Consider the following 13,978-nt stretch of genomic DNA (forward strand, 5'->3'; position numbering starts at 1 on the left):
AAACGTTGCATTGCTTGGTTACCAAATTCACACTCAGCAAGCTTCTTGTTTGGGCTCAACAACGACTGATTTCCCGAGTTTAGGGTGCCCACGAACTGACGACAATCGGAGATATTCTATGACCGACTTCACCATGTCGTATCCCAAAGCGTCCGCTGCCTTGCTCGCGGCGCCGAGGTCCGCTTTCCGAGCCGAACAGCACTGCCAGTCTGTATCGTTGCCTCCGACTTCCAGACAGGTAGTCTGGTAGCTCTGCCGGGCTTAAGCGTCGCATAATCGTCGACCTAAGCTTGGGCGAAGGGTATCGTTAAGAGGGCAATCAAAGCTTGGCAATTTTGTTTGGGCTTCTAAGTTCTTATGTGCGCACTTTTTTGGCGGCGCAAGGTTTCCACTGCCGGCTAGACTCTAACATCTGCTTGGACCACAAAACTACAGCGGTGGATTTCGCTGTGTTAAATTTGCCTAACAAGATGCCAGCATTCTTGAATACTAAATGTCTGAAATTTCGCATCACGCGACTTGTTGTCGTGGTCGCTTTTGCGGCCGCGAGTCTGGTCGCTCTTTTGTGTCTGTATCTTGTCGAATACAAGATGAAGTCGGTTGTAGGAGGCCAAGAATATAGCTTGGCCGAAAGCGCTGCGGCGCTTATTGGTCGCGACATCGGTGATAAACGTGCTCTGCTTCGCTCTATTGCTGAGGAGATTCAAGCTGGCGGACGGAGCAACGCACATTTGATTCGGCATATTTTAAAACTGCATCCTAGTTTGAAAGAAGAATTCTTCAACGTTGTTGTTTTCGACGCTCGAGGTAAGCTTATTGCTAACATCTCTGACGAGCGCACAATCGGTACCTTCACTGCGGCAAGTCAAGAATACTTTTCCAATACTGTCGCAAGTCGCAAAGGTATCGTCTCACGAGCATTTCGTAGTGCGCTTTCCGGTAAGCCAATTGTGTTGATTACTGAACCTATCGTCGACAGCACCGGTAGAGTCACCTTCGTGTTGGCAGGGGGCATAAACCTCCAGAGTCCGAGGCTGCTCGGCCAACTTAACACGTTTAGGCCAGGAAAAAGCGGTTACTTTTTTATTATTGACAAGGATGGGACCGTAATCCAGCATCCTAATCAAAACCGAATTCTCGTAAATGTGTTCAAAGAGCCAGGAGGCGCGATGCCTACCACAGCGGCGGCTTTGAAAGGATTCGAAGGCTGGATAGAAGCGCGTACAAAGGACGGGCGCCCAGCATTTTTAGCATACAAGCAGATACCAATTACCGGTTGGGTTTTCGGGGTCGCTTACCCGACGGACGAAGCGTTTGCTGCATTGTCAGACGCACGCGTGAGCGTCTGGATTGTGTCGAGCATTGTCGCAGCTTTGGCTGGACTCACCGGACTTCTGGCAACGATACGTCTGCTGCGCCCTCTTGGTCGATTGCAAGGTAGTGTTAACGCGATTGCCGAAGGAAAGGCAAAAATTGAGGTGCTTGACATTCAACGAAAAGACGAAGTTGGAGACCTCAGCAGAGCCTTTTTTTCGCTCTCCCAACAGCGGCAAAATGCTGAAGCAAAGCTTGCAAACCTAGCGCTCACTGATTCGCTCACGGGACTTGGTAACCGGCGAATGTTTGAGAACGTTCTGTCCTCAGCTTTAGAACGGGCCGAGCGCACGGGGCAACCTATGGCGCTGGCTTACTTGGACATTGACCACTTCAAGTCCATCAACGATTCCCTAGGCCACGCTATTGGGGACCAAGTCCTTGTCGAGTTTGCGCGACGGCTCAATTCGATAGTAAGAGCCTCTGATACGCCCGCCCGCTTAGCCGGAGACGAGTTCGTCATCCTCTTTGAGGCAATGTCTACCGACACACAGCCTGAAGAGCTTGGGAACCGAATACTTCAGTGCATGGAGCCGCAGTTTGAGTGCGACGGTCGTCATATAGCCGTAACCATCAGTATTGGAATCGCAGTCCGAGCTAATTGTAATGTGTCAGCAGCCGTCTTTTTGAGGGAGGCTGACGAGGCCTTATATACAGCAAAGAACGCAGGACGTAACCGGTATGCAGTAGCTCACACCACGTACGTCAGTGAGAGCCAGCCACTGACGTACGGCGGATGAGGCGTAGCCACTTCCGGACCGCCTGTCTGTAACCTGCAAAGCGACCCTCACGTAGTGAAGTCCCGCGTGAAGCGTGAAATTCCCGCTTTAGCGGACTGAGCTTTGTCGCATTGCGGCTTCTTGAAGGTAGCGAACTAAATCACTTGATGAGAAAGTCTTCCCGGTTTTTCCCGTCGAGCCACCGCGGAGCGCGACCCCGTCCGGTCCAGGTCTGTCCAGATGCAGGGTCGCGATACTTCGCTTCTACCGTGCCTGGCTTCTTGCTTGGATTGCCGGACTTCTTTGTTGACTCAGCTAAGTCGGTCGCACTGAGATTGTGCTGTTGCATCAATTCCCGCACTTGGCGACGGGCCTCTTCGATTTCATCTTTACGAGCTGTCTCGGCTAAAGCCTGCAGCTTCGCAATTTGCTCTTGGTATTCCTGATAAGTCGGCATAACGATATTCCCGTGATTAAGAAGAGCCGGCAATTTAACATACGCCGTGCAACGCTCAACAGGAAAGTCTCGCTGGGCGCCAAGGATTTGCCGAACTGTGCGCCGATGCAGCACTATGTCGCTGAAGAGGTCAAGTCTGTCGCAGTTCGAGGGGCAGAAGACGGTCGGTGAGTTAGCGCTGAATTCGTATGCGACGCGTGGAGGGGGTAGCGCAGTCTTGGTTCGACGTCCCGCCAGCCGTCTGTGCCGAACGGTTAAAGTTTCGCCCTGCCGCCGGTTCGGCACCCTGGCCGCATGCCAAGGGGACACTACTTCTGTGGTTTGTCCAGTCTCAGGAAGACTGAACCATCGCGTCCGGTACCTGGACGACGGGCAGCTCGGATTCCGGCCTGGGTAGAACAGCTTTTTAACGCCGGCCGCGCCAGCCCCGGCCGCCGCCATATCGGCCATAAAATCCAAAGTCCAGGGAGACCGGTGGTCCCACGTACGCCGGACCGGCATAGCCATACGGAGGGTAATAGGGAGCGACGGTTGGCCCGTAAGCCGCGTAAGGAGGGCTGTAGACTACGCAGCCCGACAACGCGCAACTTGCCACTGCCGAAAGTACGAGAAGTTTCGCCGCACGGTTTTTGCGAGTATTCATGTCGGCACCCCCGAATGCACTTCCTGCTTACATTTTAGGCCGGGCGCCGCCGTTTGCAACTTCCCTTTTCGTCGCGTCGCAGCCCTCGGCGTCCCGAAGTCAAACCCTCTCGTCGACCTCACCCATGTGCCCGGCGTGCTCAGCTGAGCGTGCGATTAAAATGGGTAGAAATTTAACATTAGGCTCGACTTCGGTCCGCAAAGTATCGCTCGCCGAGGTACGCCAAGTAGGCAGCGTTCGAGGAGTCGTGACTGTCCATAAGTCGTTCGAAGATTTCTTGGTAGCTTCCCCAGTGAAAACGAAAGTCATCTGCCACCAACTCAGCGAATCCTCTCACTTCAGCGAAATGCACTTCTGATTCGAGCCCTGGACAGTCAAAAAACAGATAGTAGAGTTCAAAAGAGCCGGGATGCTGTGTTGCTAGGCCTAGCGCGTGCTTAAGCAGTTGGGAGCGTCGAGGTATTGGAACTTAGTCCGCCCTGCATGTAGCTCCTGAGCTAAGTTCTGGCATGCAGGCAGTCCTTTGGTCGACCAGAGCCCGGCCCCGCCATCGAAGTATTGCGGCTTGAACAATTCCTTGTTCGGAGATTTCCGCGTGAGCCATTCGGTAAATTTGCTCTCAACGCCTATGACCAGACCGGAGTCAAATCGGAACACGATGTCCAGATTCGGCGGATTTCCGTCGAGGCCGGTCGACCGAGGCGCCTGAACTCGTAGTGAATCGACAGGTGCTTGTCAGACAATTCAACGACATCGTTGGTCTACGCGGGCCGGAAGACGCCGTATTTCAGGTCGCATTTATTTCCCGCAGGGTGCCATACAATGAGGCAGTTTCATTCATCCGGTTCGCATCTTTCATGGTCGCCACCGCAGCCAACTCAACAGCTAGGTGAAATAAAGAGCCCGTGCCGGTCATTTGGATTCAGCAGTCCATGTACCGAGAGCTCGTAGAGTTCGCAAGGTGTAGTTCTTCTCCATTGTCCACCCAGACTCTGAACGCGTTAGGCGGTAGCTGGGTGCCCACGATTACGAAAACGATTCCAGATAACGCGGGTCTTGCAGCGATTGCATAGTCGCGTGCGAGACGTCGGTCTTCTCCTGAGGGAGATGGGTAAGGTTCCGGGTGGGTGTGCCAGATGCCAACGCAATGCAGGCCGTGCCTGAACAGCTCAACACGCTCGGCGTATGCGGCTTTCGGGGCAAACTTTACTCGTCCGCGGCAAGTATGTCGTGGCTTCAATAGGGTCGCATGTTCAACAACGACTGATGAGCTAGTAAGGTCGCGAGTGTAGAGCTGCCCAACAGCCTCGCAAGACAGTAGTTTGGTCTGCGCATTCGCACACATCAACGCAGTCGCTTCTGGCGCAAATTCCAGGACCCAGTGTGCGCCCTCAAGTCGAAACCTCATGCCCTCATGCATCATGGAGCACTTCTATAAGTGGGCGTGTCAGCATGACGCCATCACGTGCACCACCGTCTTGTGGAACGATAGCTGTTGTCGTAATCGGGACGGCGAGTGAATCGAAGAATGCTTGAGAGCGCACTGAACTCCAAACCATGGACCTAGCCAAGCCCTTATCTAGGACATCCAGGATACGTTCTGCAGAGAAGCCAGCAGCCTGCAGGATGTCCGCGCTTCCATATGGGTGAAATCCCTCGCCACAGGCTGGAAGGTTCACACGCATCTGCGCCGCGGAGTAGTCTGCCACATTGACTCGGGTGCCTGCTGGGTCACTGGCCGGCCAAGGCTCACTCGCCACTGTCGCAACGACATGTGTCGCTGCACAATGGGGTTCGACCCATGCATGAATGACAGGGGTATTCCCGAGAAGCGCATTCCGTACATGAGCTAGGAAAATGCGCACTGACGACTCAGCTGTTACGTCAACGACGAGGTCGTATTTGCCTGGTCTGCAGTTCTCGGCACACCATGCGCGGGCGTCGCCAGGATATCCACGCACCTTAATTCCAGGTATCTCTTTCTTGATGCGGGCTGCTAATTCCGAGGCTTTGCCCTTGAGGATAGATGACATCCCAAGCAGGTGGCGAGAAACGTTTTCGGGCCCGAGGACCTGTGCGTCGACGATGTCGATTGTGCCTACACCTGCGCGCGCGAGCACATCGATAATGGGGCTACCAAGCGAGCCTACGCCAAGCACAAGAACACGCTTTTCCTGGCGCCTTGTGAACGTTGAAGTGCCATAGTCCCGTGTCAACGACCAGGTCGGGTCGACCCGAATGAGTTTGACAGGAGCTGCGTGCGGCAGCGTTACCAGCGAGACCATGGACGGCGAAATCTGGTAGCCGTACAGCTCGTTGCCATGGCATAGCACGACAAGCAGCGGTTTAGTTGCGACTGCAATCTTCCCGCCCTTTGAGCGCTTTAGTGTGTCTTCTGAATCAGTCACCCATCCTTTGTCGGAGAGCCAGTCTGCAATTGAATGCTGTGACGCCGTAACAGCGCGAACCAGCTGTTCCAAGTCGAGGAAGCTCTGCGGCCAAGTGAGCGGGCTCCAGCGGAAGTCCTCCGGAATCCTGACAAACACTGCGCTACCTTTGACAAGGGTTCCAGAGCTGAAGCCATGTCGATTCGCTAGTTCGACAGGGTCCAGGGCCCTTAGGGTGACTACCTGGGTTTGAATGCGCCGCTCACGACTTCCCTTCGGAACAAATGCCGCGATTGCGCCTTCGGCCCAGCTATCGACCTTGTCCATACTGACCAGGGTTGTGCGAGGACGTGGGCGTGCTCGAGGAGATTTTTGTCTTTGGTCGCAGAACCGGTTCCAGTACGACAGGCGTTCAGCGTGCAGCTCCTTTTCCCGCCACTCTGCGTTAGATGAGCGTTGAAGGAGTTCGGTCTTGAACCGTGTGATTGCCCTGACGACGGCTGCTATAGGCTGCTCGAAGTCTGCTGGCTGGCATTCCTCATCGAGACAAACTCTCCCGTCCTCTTCAACGTGCGGTAACTGCAAGCATAGCTCGGCCGCTACATGAAGTTCGCAAGGCACTGCCGGGAAGAGTGCACCTATACGCAGGCGAGCACGTTCGATAGGGTAACCCTGCTCTCGCAGGTCCAGCTCCCAGTCAAGCGTCTTCGAAGTGCTACTACGCTTGAGCTTTGTCGCGAACGAGCTTGCAGCGCCGTCGAGCCATGCCTCGACGGCATGCACTGCATCAGGAAAACGAAAGACCGACACCCAGACTTAACCCAGTGTGTCTGAAGAGCCAGGTTTGATAGGCGCCAACGGATTCGATAGGGGTCCGGCGCTGGCGAGCAATCCGTCCAGGACGTTAGCCTTCGGCCGGCTTGCTTTCCATGCTTCGACACCTACGTTGCCGAGGACTTCACGAATGTCGGCCTCAGGCGCGGTTTTAACACCGTTGTGAAGCAGCTTATCGAGGTCGCCTTCAAGCCGGGCATGCCAGCGTTTGAACTCAGCAGCCCGCGCACCTCCATCGCTATTCCAACGGTCTGCGAAGTTCTCGAGCGGCAGCATAGGGTTAGGTATCAGATACTTGCTGCCATCGTGACCAATATACTTAGGCATCATCTCGACAAGCTTGAGCACCACTTCAAGCGGCGAGCGGAAGCCTGCTCGCTGTGTGCGGATGAGCTCCCCATAGGCGCGCGTGACTAGGGTGACGACAATTATCGAGATAGGTTGGGCTGCTTTGCGCTTTTCGTCGGCGAACCAGTACATATTGTCCCGGTGGAGCTTCATCAGCTGGACTGTACGGCGCAGGATATCGTCGAGGCCAATAGGTTCATCAGGTAGAGGCTCAACGTTTGAACGTGCGACTACGCCTTCGCTCTTTTGAAGCGGCATCGCGAAGATAAAGCGCTGCTCAGCATGCTTGCAAAACCACTCGGCAAATTCGCCGGGGTTTGTAGGTGCCCAGCGGGTTTCAGGGTCGCGAACTCGCAAGGTGCCGCCAGCGTAGCTGATGCCTCGAACCGCAGGAGTCACGTCGAAGTAGAACGGCTTCCCAGGGTAGCCTAGACGCCAACAGCGGCGCTTTTCTTCACGCTTGCCCGTGACCTCTTCGTTGCCGTCGAGCGCTTCGCCAAACTTGTGAAACATCGTTTCTGGGGGCAGGGCGTTGTACCCGGGCCCAGCCAGCTCGACAAAGATGTCGATATCAAATTTGACTGGGTAGCGCGGGCTGATGGTGGTCTGCGTGCGCATGGACCCTTGTGCCGAGACGATGACGTCATGGCGCGGCAAGCTCAGCTTTTCAGCAATAGAGTCACCAAGGACTTCGTACTCCTCTTCTGCGTCAGCCCTATCTTTTGCATTAAGTTCGAGTCGTCGCAACAGTGAGCTGATGAGCAGCTCCCATTGTTGCTCTTCTTGGCGTGTAATGAGCGAATCGACGATTCGCTTCGACAAAGTTAGCGATGTAGTCATGATAGCTTTCAGGTTTGCAGGGACACCGACAGGTCTTGGCCTACCGTACGGACTGTTTGCGACGAAATTTCGATAGTTGGGGCAAAGGGGCCGTTACCTGGCAGAGCCTCATAGCAAACGAACGTCGCATGATGACGGGCCTGCATCTTCTGGCCAACAAGTACTACTGCAGCGGCTGGCGCACCAACGTAGAGATGGACTTTCTTGATATTCCAAACGTCCTGGACGCACCGTAACGCCTGGTCTACAGCGGCGCCGAACAACGTCAAATCTGAAGGGTGACGGATAGTCGAGTGGCCAAAGTTCTCGACCGAGATTTCGATAGTAGGCAGTATCAAGTTGCCGTTCTCTGCTGAGACGGGCGCGAGCCTAGCTGCTGCGACAGGGAAAGTAAGCGACACGATGAGGTTCGCTTCGTCTTCGCTACCGGTATGGCCCTTCAACGTCTTGACCTCGAACTTTTCCTGGGTCGGCACTACGGCATCCGTTGGCCATGCCCATCGTGTGCCGCTCGGCTCGCTCATCTTGTTCCGGTGGGGCTGGAATACGTAGGTGCCAGCCATGTCGCCGAGGAGTCGGCCCGCGAGCAGCATTACGGACGTGCCATGAAATGGGAACACAGCCAGACGAGGACGCGGAACCCCGCCAGTGCGCACTCCGTTGAGCTTGGCTTGCAGATTAGGGACATCGAATTTCAATGTCGCGAAGACTGCGCTCCAGTAGCTCAGCTTGTGTGGTGCATGATGCTGGCGCCCGAATTCGAAGTATGACTCGGGGTTCTTGCTTGACCGGCGCAAGCCACTCGCCCAGAGAGCCTCATCCATATCACGGTCGCTGATGTGCGCGACCTGACCAGTCACATTACCCAAGAAGTAGACAACGTCGACCTCCGGGTAACGGAGGGTTCCCAGCAGGCGCTTGACCTCACGGATGGACTCTGTGCGCATTTGGCGCAATTGCTCAACGGTGTATTTTTTCGGGTCAACTTTATCGATAAGGCGATGGCACTCATCGCACAAGAGAAGGAAATTCGACGGGTCATTGACGAGTCGCGGGGACTCTAAGAGGTCGCCACGAGGTCCATCAGCAGAGGCGGCAACGATGTGAGCAAAATAGCTGAAAGTGCCTTTCCCGCCAGTCGCTGCATGCTGACCAAGGTCTGTTCCGCAACCTGGAAATTGGCAGTGGTATGCAGCAAGGTACGCGACTTCCCTCTTTACATCAGAAGAGACATGCCCTAGACGGCCAGTGACCTGGTCGGCGGTTTTTGCCCAGCTAGCGATGAGCGCCTTTTTTACTAGAGCAGGGGCCGCAGTAGACAGGTCGACGAATTGCGGCTCAGCTAACGTAGTCGAGTCCCAGAAGACGCGTCTCGTACGGACGTTTGAACTTACGGCATTAATGCATTCTTCATCAAACTCGCCGGCGGCGACTGCACTCCACGAGGACGTGGCTGCAGCCCTTGCAAACATCGCCACCTTGAACTTGTTTGCAACAAACAGTATTTCACTACCGCCACTGAGCGTCTTACGAAACTCGGCGGCCAGCTCATCATCAGATATCGACGGGATAACTATATGTGCCGAAATCCCGGCGGTAGATGGCGTTGTCGCCACCAAAGCAATTTGCAAAGTTTCCATCGTTAGTCCTCGCCCCCTTATCAAATAAGCAGCGTCGTGACACATCCTTGTAAGACAATATCCTACAGCAATTCGAGTTTCCAGACAGCATGGGTGTCGACTTTTTCCTAGATGCAAGAAAAATAAGGTTCATGTATGGCCAGGCCAGCTCAGCTGGCTTATTCCGCGCTGACTACGGCGAGATTGCGAACGCTGTGGAACGAAGCAGCGACGCACGCTTAAGCAAGGGGTTGGGCTGGCGTACCACGGTATATCGGCCGTTTCGAAGGCCGATGCGGTGCAGCCAGACATCGCAATGATGGACATTCGGCCGCCTGGGATTGATGGCTATGAGGCTGCACACAGGATTTTGGCGAAATCTCCTAGGGGGCGCCATCCGGTATTGATTGCGCTGGCAGGTGCTCTGCGTCGAGGTCTATGAAATCCTTGTCAAAGTGGCCGCCTAGGATAGCTAGGCAGTCCTCAAGTTTTGTTTTGTTGTATGCATCTTTCAGCCCTTGGTGGAGTTCGCTTAGCATCGTATGAAAGTGAAGCATCTGCGCTTTCGTCAGACGCCCCATGACGTCCACCTTGGGCTCTACTGGTAGCTTCACCTGAAGGCGCTTGTGCCAACCTTCGGCTGTTTTCACAGTAGTGAAGCGGTCGAGCATCGCCCCTGTCCAGTTACGTAAGGCAAGCAGGTCACACGGCGCACCACTAAGCACATTATGGTAGGGCTCGAACCATCGATAAGCAGCGACCGTCAAAGCTATGCTCAAAGGCGCCCCAGTCGCAAACTTCAAGTCTCGCCATCGTTTGATATAACGTATGCAACGTCGATACTGACGAAGCTCAGCGCCGCTAAACCGCTTACACAAGGCCTTCGTCAGACCCTGAGGGTTAGACGTTTCCCAGAATCTGTACTCAACGGCTGAATGCTCCTTCCCTTTGGCGATGTCGAGCAGACCATCAGTTCGTTTGACATATACCGCTAGGTCGACGTGGTACTGAGGCTCGTTGCGAAGGGAATAGTGAACTGTAACGCACGCTCTCCGGATGCTGACCTTTCGTGCATTTTGCTTTAAGGCGTTTCGTACTGCAGTCTTTAAAGCAAGCGGGTCGCTGTATTGAGAGCGAGTGCAATCAAAAATAAGTCCGACATCAATATCATAATCGCCATCGGGCGGAATGGTGCCGGTATGCATGGCATAGCTGCCTTGCTGGAAGGTTTCGAATGAAGGGACGTCTGTGCCCAAATTCTTGCGCAACGCTTCTAGCACGACGTCCCGCTTCTCCCTTAAATTCGCCTTCTCATCGTCTTCGCTAAGGCGAACGCGGTCATGGAATGCTTCAAATCGAGTCTGCAGAGCAGGCAGCTTGGCGCGCCGGCCGTCAATGAGCCAAGCAGCGCTGAGCGCGAGCACTGCCGCTTGAATGAGTTCTTCCACGCTACGCTAAGCCCGACGTATTTCTGAGTGCTCTGGTTAGAACCTTGTAGCAATAATTGTGTTGGACCAGATGAGTAATAGTACGCTGGCAAATAACATAAGTCGACGGAATATGGAATTTCATTTTGGAAGTCCGAGTTCGCTCAAGGCAATTCGGTGCATCGGAGGGGTGTTAAATAATCCCAGATAATAGATTCCATCGGAGGTAAGTAAATTATTTCGGTCTTGAGCAATAGCCGGGTTGCGGCTTTTAATTATTTCTATTGTTCTTTTATTGCGCTCGACCAGCGCAGCCTGAACGATGTCCGTTTCCCAATCATCATCTGAAATATCTTCGTCAAATGGACCAGCGTCCCCGGGTTGGAGTAGCTCCTGCACAATTTCATTCAAGTTTGCATATTGATATATTTTTGCTAGGGTTTCACGCGAGCGATTTAGTGGCTCGTTGGTTACTCGTCTCAGAGCTTTCGCATATGTATAGAACCAATCTTTACTCACTGGACGGAAGCGTCCAAGAATTCTTGTCGCAATGTGCTCGAGCCGAATTTTCTCTACAGATAGAGAAACATTCTTAGCATCCGCCGATATGGAGGATGGAGCGACCGTAGTGATGGTAGGGGAGGGCGATGAGGTTGACGAAGCAGAAGTACCTGCGACGTGGCTTGGCATTAGCGGAGACGTCGGGGTATCGAGACCGGGTTTAGTATCGCGGTCGATTGACTTCTTAGGCAACTTCAGCTGTGGGCGTGACATGGCGAACCTCCAAAAGTAGGGAAGATTCGTCCGGTTTCGACAGCTAATTTCTCGGGTTCAGTTGCGAGAATTCGGTTGGGACGTAGAGCGCAAGAACGGATTTTTATTGACTTGTTTACCAGACCGATGGAATCGGTTGAACGGGAGGCGGCCGCCAAATTCTAGCGCTGGGAAGATTCTATCTTAGACGAAAATACAGAGCAAGGCGAGTCGGGGATGGAACAACCCATGTGTCATCGGTGACAGCTCCGCTTCGATTTTTGGTGACGCCACTGTGCTGTTGGGTGACGTCCGCCGTAAGTGCGTCATCGCCGACTCCTTGCCGCCTCAAGACGACTAATGCCAGTTTATACGTAAACACGTCATACCTCGCTGTGAACGTGTGCTACTAGGACGTCCATAGCACTGTTGTGTCGGGTACATCTCATGTAGGCATAAGTGTCAATTTGGCATAAGATGTTGAACTGTGCGCAATAAAATTACTTCAGGCCGTGTTCAATGGCGGTTGCGTCACTTTTGTCTAACAGTTGAGTTACAAGCAAGGAGAGAACGTGAACTCTATCAGCGCAGCTCTTGCGCATATCAATCCCTCGCTCGCTGCAGTGCACGGGTTCCCGTTATATATCTTCTTGATTGTGGTGTTCCTGACGTTGCTGTTCATCCTTGGCTACCTCGTCATGGGTATCAAGGTCTGGACGCAAATTCGCTCGGTTCTGCATGCGACGCAAGCTCTCCACAAAGCAAATCCTTCTCCTGACCCGAAGGCAGTCGGCAAGGCGTTCCGTTGGGAGCCCTTTAAGCACCTTTGGGCTGAGTATGATGACACCCTCCATGAGCTGCGCAAAGCCGGGTCTGGAGAGAATGCGCTTATAGAGGTCCGGGCTACGGTGCCGGCCGACTCGATTTTTACCCGCGACGTACTTGTCGACAGTCGGCTCTTTGACGAGTTCACCAGGCACTTACCGGGCGTCCTTACCGGACTTGGCATTATCGGTACTTTTGCTGGCCTTCTAGACGGTTTGCAGCAGTTCAGACCTACGCCTATCGAGGAGGCGGTGAAAGGGCTGGGGCCGCTGCTTATGGGCGTGCAGCACGCATTTGTCGCCTCGGGTACCGCTATTGCCTGCGCAATGCTCGTCGTCTTTGTAAGCCGACTGACACTCGCGTATTTCTATCGCTTGGTTGAGAAGCTTACGCACACCATCGACAGCATGTACTCGACTGGAGCAGGGGAGGAGTATCTCTCTCGCCTGGTCAAGTCTTCCGAGCAAAGTGCGGCAAGTACCGCTCAGTTGAAGGATGCGCTGGTAGAGGACTTCCGCTTGATGATGACAAACCTCGTCGAGCGGCAAATCCAAGCCCAGGAGGCTACTACGGTCGCCCTTGGTAATCACATTGGCGAAGCCATCTCTACCGCAATCGCAGAGCCGATGAAGCGTGTTTCGGAAGCGATGGAAACCACCTCCCGCGGTAACGGCGAACAGGTCAATTCCATGCTGGAGGCACTCTTGACGGGCTTCATGGCCAAGCTCGAGGACACTTTTGGCGGTCAGATGCGCGGCATCAACGAACAAATGCAGCGCTCGATGGACTCGATGACAGCCGTCCAGGCGTCCCTGCAGTCTCTGCTTTCCGATATCAAGCAAACTAACGAACAGGCGGCCACTCAGATGAGCGGCACGCTGGAAGACGCCATGCGCAAGGCAGCTGACAATCAACAGCTGATGACCGACCAAATGCGCGAGTTCGTGCAAGAGTTCAGGCGCCTCGTGACAGAGGAGCAGGCCAAATCCAAACAACTGATGGATGAGGCAGTAATGAAAGTGCTGTCGGAAGTAGCTGCTGCGATGGACAATATGGAGGGTGTCCGAAAGACTGCGGCGGCAGAGGAGGCTGGGCGCAGTGAACGCCTAGCCAGCCAGACAGACCACTTAGTAGGCGGTCTTGCATCTCAAGTTGAAGCACTTCTTGGCACGGTCTCTGAGCAGGTGACTAAGACGCAGAGGAACATTGATGTTCTCAGTGATGTTTCGCTTCGTGCTATCGACGGTATGAACAATGGCGCGCTAACTATGGGCGCAGCCGCTCAAAAGTTCGAAACCGCCGGTACGTCGGTAACGAACGTATTGGACCGTTCTACCAACATCGCCGAGTCGTTAGGTTCGGTAGCCCAAACACTACAGGTTGCCTCGACCGCCGTTCAGCGTGGTTTTGAGCAATATGACTCGACGAGGCGAACTGTCGATACACAAGTTGCTGCCCTGATGGGCCTCATCGAGTCCGTGAAAAAGGAAGCAGGCGTTTCTCAGCAGCTAGTTGAAAGTATCAAAACCAGTGCGGAAGCGATGCGCCGTTCAGAAGAGGAAGCCCGAGCGCACTTGGACCAGGTCAATCAAGCTCTTGTCAAAGCGTTCAGTGATTTTGGTAACTCGCTGGTTAGCCAAGTGAAGTCGACCATCGCCGAAACCGACCGTCACCTGGCACAAGGAACCGGACACCTGAACGGTGTCGTGCAGGAGCTTGCCAACGCAGTTCAGAGAATGAAGAGAGCGTGAA

The 13,978-nt window shown here is 54.1% G+C and carries 9 protein-coding genes; 2 read left to right on the forward strand and 7 right to left on the reverse strand.

The genetic code is table 11. From position 1 onward, the window contains the following. Positions 1–416 precede the first annotated feature (416 nt). Complete coding sequence (locus tag AM586_RS22405) at positions 417–2,114, forward strand: diguanylate cyclase domain-containing protein (protein WP_162600575.1); 1,698 nt, start codon at positions 417–419, stop codon at positions 2,112–2,114. 139 nt (positions 2,115–2,253) lie between these two features. On the opposite strand, the gene AM586_RS22410 is transcribed toward AM586_RS22405, so the two are convergent. The 7 genes from AM586_RS22410 to AM586_RS28325 form a co-directional block, all read right to left on the reverse strand. Further along, positions 2,254–2,550 carry an H-NS family nucleoid-associated regulatory protein gene (locus tag AM586_RS22410; RefSeq protein WP_082439465.1) on the reverse strand — a complete coding sequence of 99 codons (297 nt, stop codon included), beginning with the start codon at positions 2,548–2,550 and terminating at the stop codon, positions 2,254–2,256. 1,565 nt (positions 2,551–4,115) lie between these two features. Beyond that, positions 4,116–4,616 carry a Mov34/MPN/PAD-1 family protein gene (locus tag AM586_RS22420; protein WP_082439467.1) on the reverse strand — a complete coding sequence of 167 codons (501 nt, stop codon included), beginning with the start codon at positions 4,614–4,616 and terminating at the stop codon, positions 4,116–4,118. Beyond that, positions 4,606–6,390, reverse strand: a complete 1,785-nt coding sequence (locus AM586_RS22425) for a ThiF family adenylyltransferase (protein ID WP_307719644.1) — start codon at positions 6,388–6,390, stop codon at positions 4,606–4,608. Before AM586_RS22425 ends, AM586_RS22420 begins: the two co-directional genes overlap by 11 nt. A gap of 6 nt (positions 6,391–6,396) precedes the next feature. Further along, entirely contained in the window at positions 6,397–7,602 is a 1,206-nt protein-coding gene (locus tag AM586_RS22430) for a nucleotidyltransferase (protein ID WP_047823406.1), read from the reverse strand. A gap of 8 nt (positions 7,603–7,610) precedes the next feature. Continuing rightward, positions 7,611–9,242, reverse strand: coding sequence for an SAVED domain-containing protein (locus AM586_RS22435; protein ID WP_162600577.1), 1,632 nt, complete (start codon positions 9,240–9,242; stop codon positions 7,611–7,613). Between the two features lie 362 nt (positions 9,243–9,604). Then, positions 9,605–10,669: a nucleotidyltransferase gene (locus tag AM586_RS28320; RefSeq protein WP_156328124.1), complete on the reverse strand. Its 1,065-nt coding sequence runs from the start codon at positions 10,667–10,669 to the stop codon at positions 9,605–9,607. A 120-nt stretch (positions 10,670–10,789) separates the two neighbouring features. After that, positions 10,790–11,422, reverse strand: a complete 633-nt coding sequence (locus AM586_RS28325; RefSeq protein ID WP_156328123.1) for a hypothetical protein — start codon at positions 11,420–11,422, stop codon at positions 10,790–10,792. Between the two features lie 551 nt (positions 11,423–11,973). On the opposite strand from AM586_RS28325, the gene zorA reads away from it, so the two are divergent. Next, positions 11,974–13,977 carry an anti-phage ZorAB system protein ZorA gene (gene zorA / locus AM586_RS22445; RefSeq protein WP_047823403.1) on the forward strand — a complete coding sequence of 668 codons (2,004 nt, stop codon included), beginning with the start codon at positions 11,974–11,976 and terminating at the stop codon, positions 13,975–13,977. Position 13,978: the final 1 nt, after the last annotated feature.

The sequence above is a fragment of the Massilia sp. WG5 genome, from assembly GCF_001412595.2.
Taxonomy (GTDB): domain Bacteria; phylum Pseudomonadota; class Gammaproteobacteria; order Burkholderiales; family Burkholderiaceae_D; genus Telluria.